We start from the raw sequence: 20,445 nt of genomic DNA on the forward strand, positions 1-20,445 counted from the left end.
CACGCTTGGTGAGATTCGTGCGGAAACTATTGCCACGCCGCTGGCGGCCCGATCACGTCGAAATCCCGGTTGTCCGCCTGCATGGCACAATCATGACGGGTGGCGGCCCATTCCGGCAGAATCTCTCACTTGCGACCGCGGCCTCCGTTTTCGAAAAGGCATTCGGCGACAAGGATTCACCGGCCGTTGCGATTTCCGTGAACTCACCGGGCGGATCGCCTGTGCAATCGCGCCTGATCTTTCGGCGCATTCGCGACCTCGCCGCGGAGAAGAACAAGAAAGTCTATATGTTCGTCGAGGATGTTGCCGCGTCCGGTGGCTACATGATCGCCATCGCCGGCGACGAGATCATCGCCGACCCTTCGTCCATCGTCGGTTCGATTGGCGTCGTCTCCGCGAGTTTCGGTTTCACCGATCTTATCAAGAAAATCGGTGTCGAACGACGCGTCTATACGGCAGGCAAGAACAAGGCGACGCTCGATCCGTTCCGGCCCGAGAACAAGGAAGATGTCGAACATCTGAAGTCCCTGCAGCTCGAGATCCACGAGACCTTCATCAACCTCGTCAAGGAACGGCGCGGGGAGAAGCTGACCGATAATCCGGACCTTTTCACCGGTCAGTTCTGGACGGGACTGCGCGGGCTGGAACTCGGTCTCGTTGATGGGCTCGGCGACATGCGCTCCTATCTTCGCGGGCAATACGGCCCGAAAACGCGGCTCAGGGTGATCGCGCAGCCGCGTGGTCTCTTCGGGCGCAAGCTGCCTTCTGCCGAGACCAGAATGGGTGAGCTTGGCGCCAATATTGCCGGCGGTATCATCAGCGCTGCCGAAGAGCGTGCGCTCTGGTCGCGATTCGGTCTCTGATAGACGCGGAGACTGTTTTTCATCCCCTCTACAGCGTGCTAGAATGAAGTCGATAGGATTGCTTTTCGAGGTTTGCGCTTGATGCCCCAATTGATCTTTTTCGCTCTTGTCGGCGTCGCTGCCGTGTACGGCTACCGCTCGTTCAAGAAGGAAGCACAGCGCGTTTCGCGGCGCGTGCGCGAAGCGGAGAAGGAAGTACAAAACCACGCACAAGGAACCCTTGTGCAGGATCCTGAGACCGGCGAATATCGACTGCGCAAAGATTGATCGCAATGCTCGACAGTCTTGATCGAACGATCACTCTGACGGCTCCGGCCAAGATCAATCTCGCGCTGCACGTGACCGGTAGGCGCAGCGATGGCTATCACCTTCTCGACAGTCTCGTCGTCTTTGCCGGCTTCGGCGACAGGATAAGCGTCAAGCGTGCTGCGCTCGATGACTTTGCCATATCAGGTCCTTACGGTCACGCCCTGCCCGATGATGCGTCCAATCTCGTTCTCAAGGCGCGCGATGCGCTGCGCGCGGTGTTCCCAGATCGGGCAACACCTGTTGCCATCCATCTTGAAAAGCATCTTCCAGTCGCATCGGGCATAGGCGGTGGGTCGACCGACGCCGCCGCAGCCCTTACCGCCCTTTCCAGCCTGTGGGCCCTTGATGTCGGCATCGACACTTTAGCGGCAATCGGTCTGCAGCTTGGCGCCGATATTCCCATGTGCCTCTACGGCCAGCCGCTGATTGCGCGCGGGGTTGGCGAAGAGATCGAACCGATGGCGACATTTCCGCGACTGCCGCTTCTGCTTGCCAATTGCGGCGCTTCGATCTCGACACCACAGGTTTTTGCCGCCCTCGACAAGCGCGACAACCCGCCCTTGCCGGCTCTGCGCGCGATGCGCTCGCTCGACGACGTCTGCGACTATCTCAAGGCAACGCACAATCACCTGTTCCAGGCGACGCGAGCGCTGACCCCCGGGATCGACGATACGATCGCTGCGCTCGAACGGACATCGCCGCGGCTGGTGCGCATGTCCGGTTCCGGCGCAACCTGCTTTGGCATTTACGACAGCGACCGTGACGCCGAAGAGGCGGCGGCAAAACTCCGTCGTGATCATCCTGACTGGTTCGTCGTTGCAACGCACAGTGCCATGGAGGGAAACTGACCGTGGCGCGCATTGATGAAACAAGACCCTTCGTTCCAGTGAAGATCGCCGTGCTGACGGTCTCAGACACGCGCAAGCTCGAGGACGACAAATCCGGGAGCACATTGGCTGAACGCCTGCTTGCCGCCGGCCACACGCTGGCGGAACGCGCCATCGTGACCGACGACGTCAACAAAATCCGCGAGAAGGTGCTGTCCTGGTCGATGGATCCGGGTATCGACGTCATCATCACTACCGGCGGCACCGGCTTTACCGGCCGCGATGTGACGCCCGAAGCGCTCGAACCCATCTTTGAAAAGCGCATGGATGGATTTTCCGAAGTCTTTCATCGCATTTCCTACGACAAGATTGGCACCTCGACGGTCCAGTCGCGTGCGACCGGCGGCGTCGTCAACGCCACCTTCGTCTTCGTGCTGCCGGGTTCGCCCGGCGCCTGCAAGGACGCGTGGGACGGTATCCTGCAGCATCAGCTCGATTACCGGCATATGCCGTGCAACTTCGTCGAGATCATGCCAAGGCTCGACGAGCACCTGAAGCGTACCGGAAAAGCTTAAAGCAGCTTGCTGGATAGGAGTTCTAGCCCTTCAACGGGGCGGGAATAATTTCTGCGCGCAGCCGCTTCATTGCCAGGCCTCGCGCAATATCCACCGATTTCTTGCCCGGATTGAACAGCGCCATCGACTGACGCTTGGATATAAGCAATCCGTCTGCGAGCGGATTTCCCGGCTTGAACACCCGGCTGAGGAACGGCCTGCGATGCGCCTGAGAACGGGTGAAGCAGGCCGGCCCCTGCATGCGCTCCACATGCATGGCAACGGGCTCGATCCAGCCGTCGAGCAGGCGCGCGCCCGGCTCCAGAAAAAGAAACCACTCGCTTCGCGCCCGGCGAAAACCATCAAGCAGCGTCTGGTCCTGCAAGAAGATGCAACCTGCCTGGTCTGCGACCCGGTGCGTCTGATCGACGGATCCCTCATCGACCACCACGACGTCGCTGAGCAATCCTTCGACCGCGCCACCCACCAGCCCGGCGAGCGTTCTTGCCAGAGGTTCATCCGAATTTTGGGTTTCAATCAGAACGGAGATCATTTCGAACGCTCTATCGCATAATCGGCCGAATATCCATCTGTCCTTTCGGCGCACAGATGGGTGGGATCGCGTCAATATTGTTCTTGCTTTGTTCTAGGTTTTTGCTAGGAATAGATTCATGTTGCGGCTGTGATGAGCGAATCGAGATTCGCTTCGGTCCAAGGAGAACGCAAATGAACATTGTGGTGCAAGCGGACAAAGCCGCCTTCGGGCAAGGCCGTGCACAACACGCCAATGCCGTGATCGACGAAGCGGGCCTGCGCATCGATTCGGAGCGCCGCCGTGGCCGCGGCGCAGGCATGAATCCGTCGGGACGCTTTGAAGCCGAGAGCCGCCATGTCTATGACGATGGGTGGGAGACGATCGAGGACCTGCCGCCCTTCAAGACCGAGGTTCAGATCGAGAAGCCGCGCGTCATCATCACGCGCAATGAATCGCCCGACATCAGCTTCGACCGTTCGATCAACCCCTATCGCGGCTGCGAACATGGCTGCATTTACTGTTTTGCGCGGCCTACCCATAGCTATATGGGGCTTTCAGCCGGGCTCGATTTCGAATCGAAACTTTTCGCCAAACCTGATGCAGCGAAGATGCTCGACAAGGAACTTTCGAAGCCGGGCTATACGGCGAAGACGATCGCCATCGGTACGAATACCGACCCCTACCAGCCCATCGAGAAGAAGTGGCGCATCATGCGCGACATACTCCAGGTGCTTGAGGCACACCAGCATCCGGTGGGCATCGTGACGAAATCGGCGCTGGTTATGCGTGACCAGGACATCCTTGCACGCATGGCGGAAAAGGGACTCGCAAAGGTATGCCTTTCGGTCACGACGCTGGACGGCAAGCTGGCGCGAACCATGGAACCCCGGGCCTCGACGCCGACGCGCCGCCTGCAGGCACTGCGCAGTCTCGCCGATGCCGGCGTTCCGGTCGGTGTCATGGTTGCGCCGGTCATCCCCGGTCTTAATGATCATGAGATCGAGCGCGTCCTTGATAGCGCGAGGGCAGTGGGTGCGCTCGAGGCGGGTTATGTCCTGCTCAGGCTACCGCTCGAAGTCAGCCCGATCTTCAAGGAATGGCTGCTGCGCAACTATCCAGACCGCTACCGCCACGTGCTTTCGCTGGTACGGTCCATGCGCGACGGAAAGGACTACGATGCTGAATGGGGCAAGCGCATGCGCGGCGACGGGCCTTATGCCTGGCAGATCGGCCGCCGCTTCGAGATCGCGGCCAAGCGGCTGGGGATGAATCTCGCCAAACGGCGCTTGCGCACCGATCTTTTTTCCCCAACTCCGGGAAGCGAGCAACTTTCCTTGTTTTAACAAGGGTTTCCGTCAGGCCGCGCCCCCATCCCGGCCTGATGTGACCTTGGGTAGCCTACCCCATCGCTACCTGAGGACTTGCAGAGAATCAGAACGAATGCGAGTTTCGTCGCAACATGGCTCGATCGCGTTCTGATTCTCTGCTTCTTCCCCTGGAGCCGGTAAAACCGGACTTTACCAGCGAGCGTAAGCTCATGCGCAGCGGCGTCGAATATATCGTCGGCATCGATGAGGCGGGGCGCGGCCCGCTGGCCGGCCCGGTGGTCGCCGCCGCGGTGATCCTCAATCCGAAGAAAATTCCCGATGGGCTCGACGATTCGAAGCGCCTGACAGCGCAGCGACGCGAGGAACTTTTCGATATCATTACGGCCACGGCGCTCTCCTGCGCGGTGGCCAGCGTTTCGGCGCCGGCAATCGACGCCACAGATATTCTGAAAGCCGCGCTCGAAGCGATGCGCAGGGCGGTTTGCGGGCTCGCCATTCAGCCCGGCCACGCACTGATCGACGGACGCGACGTGGCGCCCGGTTTGCCCTGCCCTGCAACGGCCCTGATCCGGGGCGACCAGCGATCGGTGTCGATCGCTGCAGCATCGATCCTTGCCAAGGTGACGCGCGACCGCATGATGACCCAGACGGGCAAGTATCTGCCGCTGTACGGTCTCGAGTCGCATGTCGGCTATGCCACCGAATATCATCGCAATGCCATGGAAGCCCATGGCCCGGTGGTCGGACTGCACCGCTTCAGTTTCTCGCCGCTCAAGGATCGGCAGGTCTAGAGCACCGCCTGTTGGATAGTGCTGCTCCCAGAGGTCGGATTGCTTGGCACATCGCAGCGCACCATCCACCGCTCTTCCACAGGTAGCGGCAAACAAAAAGCCGCCCGGAGGCGGCTTCTCGACAGGCATTCAGCCAAACTTAGTTGAGGCGTGACTTTACCTCGGACAGCGAAGACTTGAAGAGGTCAGCCGACGTTTTTGTATCGACCTTGTCAGCGAGAACCCTGCTCGCTGCTGCTACGGCAACATCGACAGCCGTGGCGCGAACCTCGTTGACCGCTTCGACCTGGGCCTGGGCAATCTTCTGTTCGGCCAGTTTGTGGCGGCGCGCGATATACTCTTCGCTCTTCTTCTTGGCTTCCTCAAGCAGGCCATGGGCTTCGCGCTGGGCGATGGCCACGATCTCGCCGGCTTCCTTTTCGGCGTCCTTGCGCTTGCGCTGAAATTCAGCGAGCAGCGACTGGGCTTCTTCACGCAGGCGGCGTGCTTCCTCCAACTCGTCACGGATACGATCGGCGCGGCTGTCGAGCGACTTGCCGACGACACCCGGTACCTTGAGGTAGACGATCAGCGCGAGGAAGATGATCAGGCCTACGAGGGCGTAAAATGTTGCGTCCAATTCCATTTTCGTTCTCCTCAGCCCCGGACGGCTTTGACAGCGGCAGAGACGCTTGCCTTGTCGACATTGCCACCGATGATCTTGTTGACGATCTCGGTTGCCGTATCCTCGGCAATGGTTCCGACTTCCTTCATTGCCTTGTCCTTGATGGCGGCAATGCTGGCTTCGGCTTCGCTGAGCTTCTGTTCGAGTTCGGCGGTAATCTTCGCCATTTCCGAATCGGACTTGGCCTTGGCTTCGTCCTGCGCGGTCTGGGCGATAGAGCCCGCCTTCTTCTTGGCGTCGGCAAGTTCCTGCTCATAGGCGGCAAGTGCTTCGTCCGAATCCTGTTTCATGCGGGCAGCCTGGTCGAGATCGGTCGCGATACGATCGCGGCGCGTCTCGATGATACCGCCGAGGCGAGGCAGGATCACCCGAGAGAGGAAGAGGTAAAACGCCGCGAATGTCAGTGCGAGCCACAGAACCTGGGAGGCGAAGTGGGTCGTATCAAAGGGCGGGAAGACAGCCTTCTCATGCGCCACACCGGTTTCGGTATGGGTTTCGGTTGCATGAGCGTCAGGCGCCGCAGGAGCGGCCGTCCCGGCAGCGCCATGCGTATCGGTCTGAGCGACGATTGTTTCCGTTGTGGATGCGGCATGCGCCGAAGACACAAACATATGTTGTCCCCTTGGGTTCGGGCGTTTCCCAAATCAGCAAACTGGATTGCTGCATATGATTACTGGCCGCGCGCAGCGCAGCCAGTAACAGTGCGCTGTCGTGAATTAAACAGCGAAGAGAAGCAGAAGAGCGATGAGCAGCGAGAAGATGCCCAGAGCTTCGGTAACGGCGAAGCCGAATACCAGGCGGCCGAACTGGCCGTCAGCTGCCGACGGGTTGCGCAGTGCACCGGACAGATAGCTGCCGAAGATATTGCCGAGGCCGAGGGCCGTGCCGGCCATACCAAAACAGGCGAGACCTGCACCGATGTACTTTGCTGCTACCGGATCCATATTAAACTCCTTTGGATAGAATTCTCATTGATAGATTTGCATTTGGCGGAGACCGCCGGTGAAGTTTTCTCAGTGACCGCCAGGATGTACTGCGTCGTTCAGGTACATGCAGGTGAGCACGGTGAAGACGTAGGCCTGAAGGAAAGCCACCAGGAATTCGAGACCCGTCAGCGCGACCGTCATGGCGAGCGGCAGGATCGAGCCGCCAATGCCGAGAGCGCCGAGAGCGCTCATCGAGGCAACGAAGCCGGCAAAAACCTTCAGTGTGATGTGGCCAGCAAGCATGTTGGCGAAAAGACGAACTGAAAGGCTGATCGGACGGGAGAGGAATGAAATGATTTCAATCGGCACCACGAGCAAAAGCAGAAGCTTGGGAACGCCGGACGGTACGAAGACGCCGAGGAACTTGAAGCCATGCTTGGCGAAGCCATAGGCCAGCACGGTACCGATGACGAGGATTGCGAGGCAGAAGGTGACGATGATCTGGCTCGTGACCGTGAAGAAGTACGGAAACATGCCGAGCATGTTGGCAACGAGCACGAACATGAAAAGCGAGAAAACGAACGGGAAGAACTTCATTCCGGCGCTGCCAGCCGAATCGCGCAGCGTCGAGGCCACGAACTCGTAGGCCATCTCGGAAACCGACTGGAGGCGGGTCGGGATCAATCCGCGGTTGGACGAGGTGAAATAGAGAAATGCCGAAGCGACAGCAACCGTTGCGACCATGAAGGCCGACGAGTTGGTGAAGGAGAGGTCGACTCCACCCACATCAATGGGAATCCACTTGTTGATATGGAATTGATGAATCGGATCGTTTGACACTCTAACCTCGTCTGTAATGTCTCTACTTGCGGGTCCAGTCTTGCGACCTTGGCCGAAGCCTATTCCGGTTTCTTGGTGTCCGAACCCTTGCCGAGCTCCGCACCTTGGTTCTCCGCCACACGTCCCGTCGAGCGCAGGATGTTCAGCGTTCCAGCACAAAAACCAAGGAGGAGCAGCACGATCAGCCCCCAAGGTGAAGTACCCAAAAATCGGTCAGCTAACCAGCCCAACCCCGCACCAGCCAGAACGCCGGCGATGAACTCGCTCGACAATTTCACGGCCTGCGCGACACCGGAGGCGGTTTCCGTCCCCTTGTCTTGCGAACTGGGCTTGAGACCTACACCCCTGGCAGCCAATTTTGCCGCCAGAGAGCGACTGCGACTCTCCAGTTCATCCGAAGTCAGTCTGCGTCCAGCACCCGGCGTGTCACCGACAGGACCTGACTTATCGGGTTCTTTCCCGTTGGCCAATGGCATGTCCTTTACACGCTGAATGCGAGGCTTCACCCCCGCTTCGAAGTCGCGCGCAACATATTGTCCCGATCCGCGCTAGTCAAGGCGCTGGAAGGAGACTCTCAAGGGTAATTTTCGCCGTAAAATTCAATATGTTAGGCAAATATGACTTTATGTCTCACCTCTTTGGCGAAAATTCGGGTTCGAATCCTCGCCGATCGCGGTCCGTCAAGCATCGGTTCTGATACGCACCAACCAGACACACGCCCCGCAACAGCTATTCGCAACCCTGCGTTTCTTGCGGGCAACAGCGAACTTTCCGATAAATGCGGCACCGACAGTTTGAGGGAAAGCAGGTGCGCCGAGCCAGCCGGCGTATCGAGGAGGATGGGCCGCTTCGACCATGGCAAAGGCCTTGCCCTCGAACTTGGAGGTGAAGCATGTGGTTCAAGCCACTTAGCATCACCCTGATTATGAAAAGAACCCGGACTGGCTGGACAATGTCGATCCGGGTTCAATTCAACTAATCAGGAACGGGGGGCGGGCGAAAGCTCGTCCCCCACTCCAAGAGCAATATAGCAGCTCTCGCATCAATTCCAAGACGACGAAAGTCGGATCAAATCCAGCCGCCGCCAAATGTGCGGTAGAAGATGTGCGCGCCGATCTTGTCGACACGCTTCATCGTTCGCGCCCAGTTGGGGCGAACATAGACTGCATGGTAATGGGTGGCGGACCCAACTTCAGGCAGGAAAATCTGTCCGGATGTCACGGCCTGCGCCACCTGCTGCGCTACTTTCCATTCCCTCGGTTCCGTGACGTGGAGCTTGCGGCCCTCGCAGGCGAACGAGAACTGGCAGCGATTGATCCAGTCATCGTTCTGGTAGACGACCCCGCAAATCGTCTTCGGATAGGCCGGGTTGCGCACGCGGTTCAGAATGACCTGCGCCACTGCCGCCTGTCCCTTGATACTCTCGCTGCGCGCCTCAAAATAAATGCCTGTCGCCAGGCATTTTTGTTCTTCCTTGGTGAAAACGACGGGAGGCAAAGGCGTTGCCAGCCAATAGTGGTCGCCGGCACCGAGCTGCGGGACAAAGCGTCCCGGCGATTTCGGCTCGGTAAGGATCGAATCGAATGGCGAGGTCTTCGAATAATCCGGCGTCGCCGGCGCGTAGCCAAGTGCCAGAACATCAGGCTTGTCATTATTGACGAGGCTCGCCAGCATTGGCGGCATGTCGGAAGCCGGCTTTTCCGGAGCCCGGTTGTGAAATGCGAGCGCGATCTGAAATTCCTTGCCAGCGATATTCGGCCTGGTGAATGCCATTGCGACTTCAATATCCTTGGACGGGCGAACCAGCATGCTCTGGCGCTGAAGGATCGAGCCGGCGTTGAAGGCTTTCGGCGGCGCCTTCTTGCTGATCGAAACGATTCGCCCCTGCTTTTCGGCGCGATTGATCCGCTCCTCGTCCGGAGTGGCGTCACGCGACTTCTGCGTACCCTTGATGGCGATCGGACCGATGCCGGGCGCATCGACACCGCTTGCAGGAATCGAACCCGTGATCGCCTTTTCATCGACGAACGACATGTTGGCCTTCTGGATCGAACCTGCCGGCGATTTTTCGAGATAGGAACTCCAGCGCCCCTGCCCCGATTCGGATCCGGAAAGGAGGCTCGTCATATCCTGGTATGCGGTCACGGTCGGGGAAAAGAGATAAAGCGCCGCGCCAATGAGCAAAGGCGCCGTATAGCTCTTGCCGGTCTGGTTGGTTCGCAGGGAACGCAATGCCCGCACATACTCAGAGAAACGCACGCCGATAACCCCACTCAAACCGAACAGTTCGAGCTAAAAAATGAAGCATTAACCTTGATGGAGAGTTAACGGCGCAGGCAGAAGTTTAGCGAACGAGCCCACGCCGGATATTATCCGCGATGCTCAGCGCTTCTTCCTGGCGCGGCCCGCGAACGGATTGTCGGATGCGCGCAACACGACGCGTATCGGAACACCCGGCATGTCGAATGTCTCGCGCAGGCCGTTCGACAGATAGCGCACATAGGATGTCGGAAAGGCTTCCGGACGCGAACACGAGATGACGAAGCCCGGCGGGCGCGTCTTGACCTGTGTGATGTACTTGATCTTGAGGCGGCGTCCGGCAACAGCGGGCGGCGGATGATGCGTCGTCACGCCCTCGAGCCAACGATTGAGACGGCCAGTGGAAATGCGCCGGTTCCAGATTTCGTCGGTGGTGGCGACGGCCGCCATCAGCTTGTCGATGCCCTGATTGCGTTCGCCCGAAATCGGCACCGCGCGAATACCGCGGATCTGCGGCAGCAGCCGTTCCGTCTTCTCACGGAGATCGGCGAGCACCATCTGGCGGTTCTCGACAAGGTCCCACTTGTTGAAGGCGATGACCGGGGCGCGACCTTCGCGAATGATAAGGTCAGCGATCTGCAGATCCTGCTTTTCGAAGGGGATCGTCGCATCGAGAACGATAATAACGACTTCGGCGAAGCGAATCGCCCGCAGTGCATCGCCGACCGAGAGCTTTTCGAGCTTGCCCTGGACGCGGGACTTGCGGCGCAGGCCAGCCGTATCGAAAAGCTTGATCTTGCGGCCCTTCCATTCCCAGTCGACCGAGATGGAGTCGCGGGTAATGCCGGCTTCCGGTCCCGTCAGCAGACGGTCTTCGCCCAGCATCGTATTGACAAGCGTCGATTTGCCGGCATTCGGACGGCCGACAATCGCAATGCGCAGGGGCTTCGACGAATCGTAGTCGGGAACGTCCTCGGCATCCGGATCGTCAATATCGTCGCCGATGAGATCCGCCGATGGCCCAGGCGCAGCCGGAATGCTGACAGCGACCGAATCATCTGTGTCTTTTTCGGCGTGTTCGTCCGGGAAGACGCGCTCCTCGCCCATCGCCTCGATAATTGCGTCGCGCAGATCGGGAAAGCCCTGGCCGTGTTCGGCCGATATCGGGCAAGGCTCGCCAAGGCCGAGTTGCCAGGAATCGTACATCCCGGCCTCTGCGCCACGCGCTTCCGCCTTATTGGCAACGAGAACCACGGGCTTGCCGGAACGGCGCACGAGATCGGCGAAGGTAACGTCGGTGGGCGTGACACCCGCCTTGGCATCCACCAGGAACAGAATGAGGTCGGCTTCGCCGATGGCGGCTTCGGTCTGCGCGCGCATGCGGCCTTCGAGCGATTCGCTCGGCATTTCCTCAAGGCCGGCCGTGTCGATCACATCGAAATTCAGATCGTACAGCTTGGCCGAATGAATGCGCCGGTCGCGGGTCACGCCCGGCAAATCGTCGACGAGTGCCAGTTTGCGACCGACAAGGCGGTTGAAAAGCGTGGACTTGCCGACGTTCGGGCGCCCTACGATGGCAAGGGTGAAACTCATCCGTTCGGTTTCCTGTCTCAGCCGGCTGTTGCAGCAGGCGCCGCACCGGTGCTGCGCAACATATCCAGCATGGTATCGGCGAACTGGCGAACATTGGCGGGAGCCGACTTGTCGTCGGCGATCTGTTGGAACAGCTTGGCGGAATCGGCGCCGCGTCCAGCCTTCCAGGCCGCAAGACCCAGCGCTTCGCGCGCCGAATGACGCATCGGGCTTGAATCGGAAGACAGCGTCTCGACGCGGCTTGCCACGTCCTCATAGGATCCAGTGTCCACGAGAATGAAGGCAGCGCGCAGCTTGGCAAGATCGCGAATGGCCTGCGGGATCGAACTATCGGCGGAGACCTTGTCGAAGGCGGCGACCGCGCCGGCGTTGTCGCCCTTCTGGGCGAGGACGCCCGCGGCGCGCATGCGTGCGAGCACGGGATAGGCGCCATAGCCATCCTTCTCGAGTTCATCGAGCGTCTTCAGGGCGTCGTCGTTCTTGCCGTCCCGAACAAGGTTGAGCGCAGCCAGGAACTTGTCGCCCGATTGCGAAGCCTGCCTCTCGGTCCAGTATTCGTAGAAGGAGAAGGCCGCGGTGCCGACGACGATTGCCACCACGCCGCCGATGAGCAGCGAGCCGTAGCGTTTCCAGAAAGCCTTCACCTTGTCGGAACGCAGTTCCTCATTCACTTCACGGAAAAAGCCGTCGTCAGTCATAGTGCCTCTTGGTTCAGCTTGCGCCAAAGTACAATTGTTAAAAACGCGGTGCAGCAGAGCCGCCCGCGCATGGAGTTCAGGCGCTTTTAGTCGGAAAACTCAAAGGATGTAAGTGGCAAACGAAAATTAGGTCATCTCCGCCGGTTACATCGGCTGAACGCCGATCAACAAAGCGTGCAATTTCCACACGAACAGGCCGTAGAGTACGACGCCAATGACGACCGCGATAATGTCGTTGGACACCGGGCCTGCCACAATGTTGGGGGAGCTAATGAGGCCGGCGCGCTCCTGCTGCTTGATGGCAATCCTATCGGCCACCGCCCAGGCGAGGAACGACAGGAACAGGATCAGCGAGGCCAGATCGCCGTTGGCAAGAAGATGCGCCAATGCCCATGTCTTGATGGCGATAAGCATCGGGTGCTTGAGCGCGGGTTTCATCCTGCCGGGCTTCGCGATGAAGACGCCGAGGAAGATCGCGGCAAACAGCATCAGGAGACCGGCGATATGCTTCATGAAGACGGGTGGTTCGTAAAGGATCGGGGCGTCAGGACGGGCAAGGCCGTATCCCCAGACGAGGAGGAAGAAGCCGGCAAGCGAGAGTACCGAATAGAAGCCCTTCCACTTGTTCTCGCCCCACTGCTCGATCTTGGCGAGCCGCCATTGCGGCGCAACGATGCGGACCGAATGAACGCCGAGAAAAACAATGATCCCAAGAATCAGTACCAGCATGGTCGCCCTCCCCGAAAGATGCCTGAGATTATAGCGGCATTGGAATAGTTCCAAGCTGATCGCTTGCGGTGGATCGCCGCGTCCGATCATCGCCACATTTGCCCTGTAGCGACGTTATTTCCCTTCCCGGAGCCGCGTTACCCCATCATGCGTTCGACCATCCTCGCCGCCGCATCCATGAGCCTGTTGTTTTCGATGCCGGCCTTGGCCGATGGCGGCGTGGCGGCGCGCGATACGCCGGGCGCAAAGCCGCAATATGTGCTGATCTCGTTTGACAATTCCGGCAGCAACGAGCTTTGGGATCGCAGCCGCGCACTTGCGCAGCGCAGCAATGCGAAGTTCACCTATTTTCTTTCCTGCGTCTTCCTGATCGATCAGTCCGACCGGAAGTCCTACCAGGCTCCCGGCCAGGCGCCGGGCCGTTCGAACATCGGCTTCGCCACATCGAAACAGGATATCGCAAAGCGGCTCGACAATATCTGGCGGGCGCGCAACGAAGGCAATGAAATCGCGAGCCATGCCTGCGGCCACTTCGACGGCAAGAACTGGACAAAGGCAGACTGGCAGCGGGAACTTGTCACCTACAAGCAGGTGTTGACCGGCGCCTGGGCGAAATATGGAAGCGATGCGGAGCCCGAAGGCTGGAAGCACTTTGTCGCCGACGAGATACGCGGATTCCGCGCGCCCTATCTTTCCGAGGGTCCCGCGCTGATATCGGCGCTCCGCGATCAGGGTTATACCTTCGACGGCAGCGGCGTTTCGCGGGGGCCGGCCTTGCCGGTGCATTCGAGCGGCATCTATCAGTTCGGGCTGCCGACGATCAGCGAAGGCCCGCAGAATCGCCCGGTGATCGCCATGGATTATAATCTTTACGTCCGCCATTCCGGCGCGGTGGAGCGTCCTGATCAATTGAACGTGTTCGAGGGCCGCGCCTATGACGCCTTCAAGGGCGCTTTCGACCGGCAGTATCAAGGCCAGCGCATCCCGTTCCAGATCGGGCTGCACTTCACGCTGATGAATGGCGATGCCTATTGGCGGGCGCTGGAGCGCTTTACCGAAGAGGTCTGCACCAAAGCCGATGTGCGGTGCACGACGTACAGTCAATATTTGAAGGAAACGGGCGGTGTTGCCATGCCAGTCGCCCGGGCGGAAGTCTCACAACCCGCGGCAAAGGGCGGCATCTGAGCCGCCCCTCACTTCGTCAGTCTCAAGCGTCTTCGGTCTGCGTGCGCAGGTAGTGCTCATCGATCGACGGCAGCGGCTCGTCATAGATCACCGCCTCGAAGGCGCGCAGGCGCTTGTAGATCGATATAAGCTCGACAATAGTCGTCCACGAATTGACGAGGTACTGGAACGACGACGTTACCTGCGAGAAGGCGCCGCTAATCTGGTTCATCGTCCCGAGCGTGATCTTGCCGGCGACGATCGAAGGGATCAGCACGATCAGAGAGAAGATATTGTCGGTCTGCAGATAGAGATAGCGGGCGACGTTGAAGTACATATAGTGGAAATAGAGCCGGAAATAATTGCGCCGCACATTGGCGAAAAGCTCCCTCACCACCGGCGGCTGGGCGCGGTCGTCGTGATCCTCGCCATAGACGAGTTCCTTGCGGTACGCTGCTTCGACACGCTGGTTGCGGAACTGCAGGCCCGGCAATTTGACGCCGACGCCCGCGAGCACCACCGTTCCGAAGATCGACCAGAAAACGGCGGCAAAGACCAGCGGATGCGGCACTTCGCCGACGATCGGCAGTTCAGTGATATTCGCCGAAAGCGCGATCAAGACCGGGACGAAGGCAATCAAGGTCATGAAGGAATCGATGAGCCGGACGCCAAGACCCTCCATGGTCTCGGCAAAGCGCATCGTGTCTTCCTGCACACGCTGCGAGGCACCTTCGATATGGCGAAGCTGGCTCCAGTGCGACATGTAGAATTCGTTCATGGCAGTGCGCCAGCGGAAGATGTAGTGGCTGACGAAGAAGGCGAGAAGCACACTAACGGTGACCCCGACCAGGGCGACGCCGAGGAACTGGCTCACGCCCTCATAGAACTGCTCGTAGGTCACCGGCGCGGACTTCGACACCGCCGTCTGGATGAGATTGTAGAAAGGTCCGTACCAGTTGTTGACGGCGACGCTGACCTGCACCTGGAAATAGGTGACGAACAGGATGAAAGCCGAGCCAAGCACCGACCAGCGCTGCCAGCGATGCGGGGAGAACCAGGCCCAGAATGCGGCGAAGATAAGTACGACGATGGCAAAATAGATATAGAACCAGATGAATGGCGTCGACCAGAAGCTGGCAATGCCGATGATTGGAGGCGCATCAGGCGCCGCCGGCGGTAGGCCGAACCGGGCGCCAAGCTGTTCGCCTATGGTAAACCAGAAAAGGACGGCGAGAAGCGACCAGAGCACTGCCGAAATGAAGAAGAGCTTCGGCCTTGGGAAGAATGAAACGAACACAGCGACACGTTCTCCGTGTGAAAAGTTGCGCAATTCATAGTTGTTCTGAATTGCACTTAACAGCACGAATTGGTCAAACATCGCTCAACAGCGATTAAATTGCTGTAATGATCTGACGATCGGAAATGGGGATGGCGAGGCTACAGGTGGGCGATTTGAAATCGCCCACCTGTAGCGGGTTAACTCAGTTGTTCTCCGACTGCGTCGCCAGATAGGCATGATCGATTGCCGGAAGGGGCTCGTCATTGATGGACGCCTCGAAGGCGCGCAGGCGCTTATAGATCGAGAGCAGTTCAACGATGGTCGGCCACGACCTGTAAAGATATTGGAAGGAATTGCTTACCTCCCCAAATGCAGTGCTCATCTGTTGCCAAAGGCCAAGCGTGATCTTGCCTGCCGCGATTGTTGGAATAAGCAGCACGTTCAGAAAGATCGCATCGGCCTGGCTATAGAGAGAACGGGCGATATTGAAGTAACCGTAATGGAAATAGAGCCGGAAATAGTTGCGGCGAACGTTTGCGAAGAGTTCCGTCAAAGCCATCGGCTGTGCACGGCCAGCGTCGTCCTCGCCCAGCACCAGTTCCTTGCGATACGCTGCCTCCACCCTCTGGTTCCGGAATTCAAGGCCCGGCAGCTTGAAACCGACGATCGCGAGCAGCAGAGTGCCGAAAAGCGACCATCCGACGGCGACGATCACAAGTGAATACGGCACTTGCCCGATGATTGGGAGTTCAGTGATCTGCAGCGAGAGTTGCGCGAGCAATGGAAGGAATGCGATCAGCGTCATTGCGGCCTGAATGAAACTGACACCCAAGTCTTCGATCGTCCGTGAAAACCGCATCGTGTCTTCCTGAACACGCTGGGATGCGCCTTCGATATGCCGCAACCGGCTCCAATGGGCCGTGTAATATTCGGTCATGGCAGTACGCCAGCGAAAGACATAGTGGCTGACGAAAAAGATCGAGCCAACGCCGAGGGCGACATTGGTAAGGCCGATTGTCATGAACTGCCATTGCAACCAATAAAGTTCCGATGCCGCCACGGAACCCGGCGTTGTGATCGCCTTCTGGAAAAGATTAAAAAACGGGCCGCGCCAGCCATTGAGTGCCAGGTTCAGTTGGACGTCGAAGTAAGTCGTGAAAAGGATAAGGGCGGAGCCGAGAACCGACCACATCTGCCACCTGTGCGGCGCATACCACATCCAGAATGCTGCGAAGATGGCGACGGCGGTCCCAAAATAAATGTAGAGCCATAAATACGGTTTGGTGATGAAAACAGCGGCGCCGAGGACAGGCGGCGCGCTCGGGTCTGCCGGGGGCATACCTAAGCGCGCGCCCAACGGCTCACCCGCGAATATCCAGAAGAGCACGGCAGCAAGCGACCAGAGCACGGCAGAAACAAAGAAGAGTTTGGGCTTGGGAAAAAACGATACAAACACGCGGCGCGTTCCTTATGCAATCTCTAGCAATTTATGGTTGTGAAATCAGTTGGTTAGATAATATTCTTCTTAAAGCTAGTGCACGGTGTCCGCAGTTAGGCAAGGCTCAACGTTTACTTTTGCCCAGCTTGCTGGTTGCAATGAGCAAACAATGGAGGACGCGATGGTTGGTGAAACGGATCTTGGCAAGCTTCTGGCAACGATGCGTCCGGTTCTCGCCGAGGGCGTCTATATGTTTGCGACCATTGCCAAGGGTGACTCGGCCCCGGCCGGCGTCGAGCCGGTGATGATGTTTCGTGAGGCGGAAGGCCTGACGCTGATCGTCGATGAAGCCACCGCTAAGCAATATGGGCTTGCAGCGATATTTCGCTCGCGGATGATAACGCTCGACGTTCACTCCTCGCTGGAGGCCGTCGGCTTTCTTGCGGCGATTACAGCCTGCCTTGCGAAGGCCGGCATGGGCGTCAATCCGGTCGCCGGGTATTACCACGACCACCTGTTCGTACCGGAAGATCGCGCCGAGGAGGCCATGAACTTACTGCACCAATTGGCGCAGGACGCCGGGCGAACCAGCTAGCGGCCACCCTGCCCGCGGCGCGCCGAATAGGCAAAGGCCGCGGCAATGATGAGGCTTGCCGCTGCGGCGAGCGTCGCGAAGATGAAGTCGCCGGTAATATTGGCAAGGTAGCCGCCCACGAGCGGACCGATGATCTGGCCGATACCGAAAGCCGCCGTCATCACGGCCATGACCTTGCGCGGCGAATGCGGCAAGAGTACCCGGCCCGCCTGGAAGCCGAAGGCGGTGATGACGATGAATGTCAGTCCGAGCAGGAGACCGCCGATTATCGGACCATAGGGTGCCGGCAGGACGACGCTTGCCGCAACGCCGATCGCCTGCACCGCGCATCCGAGCGCAAGGGCGACGAAGGGGCCGGTCCTGTGCAGAAGCGGCGTCCACAGCCAGACCGAAACTGCCCCGGCGATACCGGTCAGAAGCCAGACCAGCGCCTCCATCCACGGCCCACCCTGGTTGGAGCGCACGATGGCGATGATAAAGGTTGCAGTAATGATATAGCCAAAGCCGAATATGCCATAGGCGATATTGATCTTGATGAAAGCGGGCGTCCAGGCAAGACGCGGCTCCTCTACCGCCGCGCCACTGCGAACGGGACCCGTCCTGATGAGCATAAGTACGGCCAGCAGACCCAATAGCGAAAGGATCGCAGCACCGATCCAGTCCTCCCGCCAACCATAGCCATTGGCGGAACTGAAGGCGACGAGCAGCGATGAAACGGCGATGCCGGTGCCGACCCCGCCGAAATGGATCGCCTGCAGGTCCTGGCGGTTGGCTGCGGCAAGGTGGCTGAAGACGATGGTCGCCGCAAACACCAGCATGAAGGCGCTGGCCATGCCGGCAAGGAACCGCACCAGCGAAAAGGCGATGACGCCATCGCTGATGCTCATCATGAAGCAGAGCGCGGCACTCGATGCCAGCGCGAGGTAGACGAGCGGCCGTTCGTAGCCGGACCACCAGCTGAAACCCGCCACCACAGCACCGAGCAGATATCCCACATAGTTCGCGGAGGCGATAAGGCCCGCATCGCCCGGCGACAGGCCGAGATCGCTCATCATGCCTGGCAGGATCGGCGTGAAGATGAAGCGGCCGATGCCCATGCCGACGGCCATGGAAACAAGCCCGCCAAGCGCGAGGCGGACGGAGGATGAGGTCTGCGATTGCATGGCGGGACATTATCGCTGCAGTGCACACTGACAAGCCAATAAATTTGATGGTTGGGTTATTCGCGGTAATCGATTGCAGGCGGCTTGCCAACACTTAGGAAATATCCTAAGTGTTTATCCGCACGGAAGGAGGTGCGATTATGTTTGGTGCTACCCATGGTGCTGCGCAAGCGATGGCGCCGATTGACGGCATCTTCCGCGCGCTTTCAGACCCGACGCGGCGACGCGTGCTCGAACGGCTTGGAAGCAGCCCGGCTTCGGTCAGCGAACTTGCAGCGCCATTCGATATGGCGCTGCCCTCCTTCGTCGAACACCTCAAGGTGCTCGAAGGGTGCGGCCTTGTGCGGTCGGCGAAAACCGGCCGCGTGCGAACCTACCGGCTCGAACCGGAGCCGCTGCAATTGATCGAGGATTGGCTCGCGAAGCAACGTTCCCTCTGGGAACGCCGCCTCGATCAGCTCGACGACTATCTCATTCAACTCAAGGAGCAGGATAAATGACGCAGCTACCCGCAATAAATCCGGAACTCGATCTCGTTCTTGAACGCGTCGTCGATGTGCCGCGCGAACTTGTATGGAAGGCGTGGACGACGCCCGAACATATCGTCAAATGGTTCACGCCGAAGCCTTGGCAGACCACCGATTGCGAGATCGACCTTCGGCCGGGCGGCGTGTTCCGGACGACCATGCTCTCACCCGAAGGCCAGTCGTTTCCGAATGTCGGCTGCTATCTCGAAGTCGTTCCCAATGAGAAGCTCGTGTGGACAGATGCGCTGCTCCCCGGCTATCGTCCGTCGGAAAAGCCCTTTTTCACCGCCTATCTGACATTGGAACCCGAAGGAAACGGCACGCGCTACCGGGCCATCGCGATCCATCGCGACAGTGCGGGCAAGAAGCAGCACGAGGAGATGGGATTCCACGATGGCTGGGGCACCGTGCTCGACCAGATGGTCGCTTATATCAAGAGCGAAATGTAACTCGGCCTATTTCGTCAGCATCGGTGAGCCGTCGCGTGCATAGCGCTCGACGGTCGCCACCACGGCGCGCGACATCCTCGACGGCGGATCAATTCATTTGCCGTTGGCCAGCGCGATCTGCCCTACGAGTTTTGCCCATGGCATATCGAGAGCCCCATAAACGGCGCCGGCTTCGGGTCGCGCATTGTCCTTGAGGATTTCGACCATCAGGGTCGCATAGTCTGAGACGACAACACCGGCTTGAAGCATGCGCAGCAAGCCGGCCTCTCGCTTCGTCTGGTTGAATGTGCCGGACGCATCGACTGCAACATAGGCATCATAGCCCTTGCCGATCGCACTTATCGCAGGGAACGCCGCGCAAACCTCGAGGGAGATGCCCGCGAAGATTAGCTTCTTGCGGCCGGTCGCTTCTATGGCGCGCGCCACGGTCGGATCATCAAAGGCATTGACCGACGACCGGTCGATTATCTTTGTGCCGGGCAGCGCTTCGACGAGTTCGGGAAACGTCGGCCCCCACATGCTATCGCTCGCCGTGGTCGTGACGATGATCGGGAGATTGAGGGCGCGGGCCGCCTTTGCCAGAGCGACAATGTTGTGCTTCAACTCCCCGGTGGAATAGTCCCGCACACCAGTCATCAGGCCGATCTGATGATCGACGAGAACAAGCGCCGTATTGTCGGAAGTGAGCGGTTCATAAGGACGGACCTGGTCGGACATTTCGTACTCCTGCGGTCGGCGTGGTTGAATTGCGGCGGCAAGCGAGGGAGCGAGGCCGAATGCCGTCGCAGCCGCTCCTATTGCTGCTGTCTGGAGGAAGTGACGCCGTTCCATGATGCCTCCGTCAATTTCCGGACAGCCACCATGGCTCGCCCGGAGTCGCTACCTTTGCGGCGACGGGACGAACTTAAGGGCTG

The 20,445-nt window shown here is 59.2% G+C and carries 24 protein-coding genes; 10 read left to right on the plus strand and 14 right to left on the minus strand.

The annotated features are described in order from the left end of the window. The first annotated feature begins 5 nt into the window (after positions 1-5). The 4 genes from HQ945_RS03725 to moaB all read left to right on the plus strand — a co-directional run bounded on the left by HQ945_RS03725 (position 6) and on the right by moaB (position 2,574). On the plus strand, positions 6-863 hold the full coding sequence (locus tag HQ945_RS03725; RefSeq protein WP_113281780.1) for a S49 family peptidase: 858 nt from the start codon (positions 6-8) through the stop codon (positions 861-863). A gap of 81 nt (positions 864-944) precedes the next feature. Further along, entirely contained in the window at positions 945-1,130 is a 186-nt protein-coding gene (locus HQ945_RS03730) for a hypothetical protein (RefSeq protein ID WP_027230110.1), read from the plus strand. Further along, a complete protein-coding gene (locus HQ945_RS03735; protein WP_425500626.1) occupies positions 1,130-2,020 on the plus strand; it encodes a 4-(cytidine 5'-diphospho)-2-C-methyl-D-erythritol kinase in 891 nt (296 codons plus the stop codon). Before HQ945_RS03730 ends, HQ945_RS03735 begins: the two co-directional genes overlap by 1 nt. Before the next feature lie 2 nt (positions 2,021-2,022). After that, a complete protein-coding gene (gene moaB / locus HQ945_RS03740; RefSeq protein WP_027230112.1) occupies positions 2,023-2,574 on the plus strand; it encodes a molybdenum cofactor biosynthesis protein B in 552 nt (183 codons plus the stop codon). Between the two features lie 22 nt (positions 2,575-2,596). On the opposite strand, the gene HQ945_RS03745 is transcribed toward moaB, so the two are convergent. Further along, complete coding sequence (locus HQ945_RS03745) at positions 2,597-3,106, minus strand: glycosyltransferase (RefSeq protein ID WP_113281782.1); 510 nt, start codon at positions 3,104-3,106, stop codon at positions 2,597-2,599. A gap of 173 nt (positions 3,107-3,279) precedes the next feature. Between HQ945_RS03745 and HQ945_RS03750 the strand changes: the two genes are divergently transcribed. Together HQ945_RS03750 and HQ945_RS03755 are read left to right on the plus strand one after the other, a co-directional pair. Beyond that, positions 3,280-4,431 carry a PA0069 family radical SAM protein gene (locus HQ945_RS03750; protein WP_027230114.1) on the plus strand — a complete coding sequence of 384 codons (1,152 nt, stop codon included), beginning with the start codon at positions 3,280-3,282 and terminating at the stop codon, positions 4,429-4,431. Positions 4,432-4,547: 116 nt separating this feature from the next. Continuing rightward, positions 4,548-5,207, plus strand: a complete 660-nt coding sequence (locus HQ945_RS03755) for a ribonuclease HII (protein ID WP_036813274.1) — start codon at positions 4,548-4,550, stop codon at positions 5,205-5,207. 139 nt (positions 5,208-5,346) lie between these two features. Here the strand turns inward: HQ945_RS03755 and HQ945_RS03760 are convergent, their stop codons facing one another. The 9 genes from HQ945_RS03760 to HQ945_RS03800 all read right to left on the minus strand — a co-directional run bounded on the left by HQ945_RS03760 (position 5,347) and on the right by HQ945_RS03800 (position 12,916). Continuing rightward, on the minus strand, positions 5,347-5,826 hold the full coding sequence (locus HQ945_RS03760) for a F0F1 ATP synthase subunit B (protein WP_162737267.1): 480 nt from the start codon (positions 5,824-5,826) through the stop codon (positions 5,347-5,349). A gap of 17 nt (positions 5,827-5,843) precedes the next feature. After that, on the minus strand, positions 5,844-6,482 hold the full coding sequence (locus HQ945_RS03765) for a F0F1 ATP synthase subunit B (protein WP_027230117.1): 639 nt from the start codon (positions 6,480-6,482) through the stop codon (positions 5,844-5,846). A gap of 105 nt (positions 6,483-6,587) precedes the next feature. Further along, a complete protein-coding gene (locus HQ945_RS03770) occupies positions 6,588-6,815 on the minus strand; it encodes a F0F1 ATP synthase subunit C (RefSeq protein WP_008125314.1) in 228 nt (75 codons plus the stop codon). A 69-nt stretch (positions 6,816-6,884) separates the two neighbouring features. Beyond that, positions 6,885-7,637, minus strand: coding sequence for a F0F1 ATP synthase subunit A (locus HQ945_RS03775; RefSeq protein ID WP_027230118.1), 753 nt, complete (start codon positions 7,635-7,637; stop codon positions 6,885-6,887). A gap of 59 nt (positions 7,638-7,696) precedes the next feature. Then, positions 7,697-8,107, minus strand: a complete 411-nt coding sequence (locus HQ945_RS03780) for an AtpZ/AtpI family protein (RefSeq protein WP_051614808.1) — start codon at positions 8,105-8,107, stop codon at positions 7,697-7,699. Positions 8,108-8,705: 598 nt separating this feature from the next. Next, the gene (locus HQ945_RS03785; protein WP_246272593.1) at positions 8,706-9,869 is read right to left on the minus strand and encodes a cell wall hydrolase; all 1,164 of its coding nucleotides are present in this window, start codon (positions 9,867-9,869) and stop codon (positions 8,706-8,708) included. A gap of 150 nt (positions 9,870-10,019) precedes the next feature. Further along, positions 10,020-11,489, minus strand: coding sequence for a ribosome biogenesis GTPase Der (gene der / locus HQ945_RS03790; protein WP_113281784.1), 1,470 nt, complete (start codon positions 11,487-11,489; stop codon positions 10,020-10,022). 17 nt (positions 11,490-11,506) lie between these two features. Continuing rightward, positions 11,507-12,187 (minus strand): tetratricopeptide repeat protein, encoded by a 681-nt coding sequence (locus HQ945_RS03795; protein ID WP_027230121.1) that lies wholly within the window; start codon positions 12,185-12,187, stop codon positions 11,507-11,509. 144 nt (positions 12,188-12,331) lie between these two features. Further along, positions 12,332-12,916: an NnrU family protein gene (locus HQ945_RS03800; RefSeq protein ID WP_027230122.1), complete on the minus strand. Its 585-nt coding sequence runs from the start codon at positions 12,914-12,916 to the stop codon at positions 12,332-12,334. A gap of 147 nt (positions 12,917-13,063) precedes the next feature. Here HQ945_RS03800 and HQ945_RS03805 point away from each other — a divergent pair, with 147 nt between their 5' ends. Beyond that, positions 13,064-14,101: a polysaccharide deacetylase family protein gene (locus HQ945_RS03805; protein ID WP_246272500.1), complete on the plus strand. Its 1,038-nt coding sequence runs from the start codon at positions 13,064-13,066 to the stop codon at positions 14,099-14,101. A gap of 22 nt (positions 14,102-14,123) precedes the next feature. Here HQ945_RS03805 and sbmA (HQ945_RS03810) read toward each other — a convergent pair whose 3' ends face one another. Then, positions 14,124-15,377, minus strand: coding sequence for a peptide antibiotic transporter SbmA (gene sbmA / locus HQ945_RS03810; RefSeq protein ID WP_113281876.1), 1,254 nt, complete (start codon positions 15,375-15,377; stop codon positions 14,124-14,126). 184 nt (positions 15,378-15,561) lie between these two features. After that, entirely contained in the window at positions 15,562-16,815 is a 1,254-nt protein-coding gene (gene sbmA / locus HQ945_RS03815; protein ID WP_113281789.1) for a peptide antibiotic transporter SbmA, read from the minus strand. Positions 16,816-16,978: 163 nt separating this feature from the next. Here sbmA (HQ945_RS03815) and HQ945_RS03820 point away from each other — a divergent pair, with 163 nt between their 5' ends. Next, entirely contained in the window at positions 16,979-17,392 is a 414-nt protein-coding gene (locus HQ945_RS03820) for an ACT domain-containing protein (protein ID WP_027230125.1), read from the plus strand. Here HQ945_RS03820 and HQ945_RS03825 read toward each other — a convergent pair. Next, complete coding sequence (locus tag HQ945_RS03825) at positions 17,389-18,555, minus strand: YbfB/YjiJ family MFS transporter (RefSeq protein ID WP_113281791.1); 1,167 nt, start codon at positions 18,553-18,555, stop codon at positions 17,389-17,391. The two genes, HQ945_RS03820 and HQ945_RS03825, sit on opposite strands and share 4 nt — an antisense overlap. A 140-nt stretch (positions 18,556-18,695) precedes the next feature. Between HQ945_RS03825 and HQ945_RS03830 the strand changes: the two genes are divergently transcribed. After that, on the plus strand, positions 18,696-19,055 hold the full coding sequence (locus tag HQ945_RS03830; RefSeq protein ID WP_051614523.1) for an ArsR/SmtB family transcription factor: 360 nt from the start codon (positions 18,696-18,698) through the stop codon (positions 19,053-19,055). Next, positions 19,052-19,531, plus strand: coding sequence for an SRPBCC family protein (locus HQ945_RS03835; RefSeq protein WP_027230128.1), 480 nt, complete (start codon positions 19,052-19,054; stop codon positions 19,529-19,531). The genes HQ945_RS03830 and HQ945_RS03835 overlap by 4 nt, the downstream gene beginning before the upstream one ends. Before the next feature lie 93 nt (positions 19,532-19,624). Here HQ945_RS03835 and HQ945_RS03840 read toward each other — a convergent pair whose 3' ends face one another. Beyond that, the gene (locus tag HQ945_RS03840) at positions 19,625-20,362 is read right to left on the minus strand and encodes an isochorismatase family protein (RefSeq protein WP_036813836.1); all 738 of its coding nucleotides are present in this window, start codon (positions 20,360-20,362) and stop codon (positions 19,625-19,627) included. Positions 20,363-20,445: the final 83 nt, after the last annotated feature.

Source organism: Phyllobacterium pellucidum, assembly GCF_013327855.1.
GTDB classification, from domain to species: domain Bacteria; phylum Pseudomonadota; class Alphaproteobacteria; order Rhizobiales; family Rhizobiaceae; genus Phyllobacterium; species Phyllobacterium pellucidum.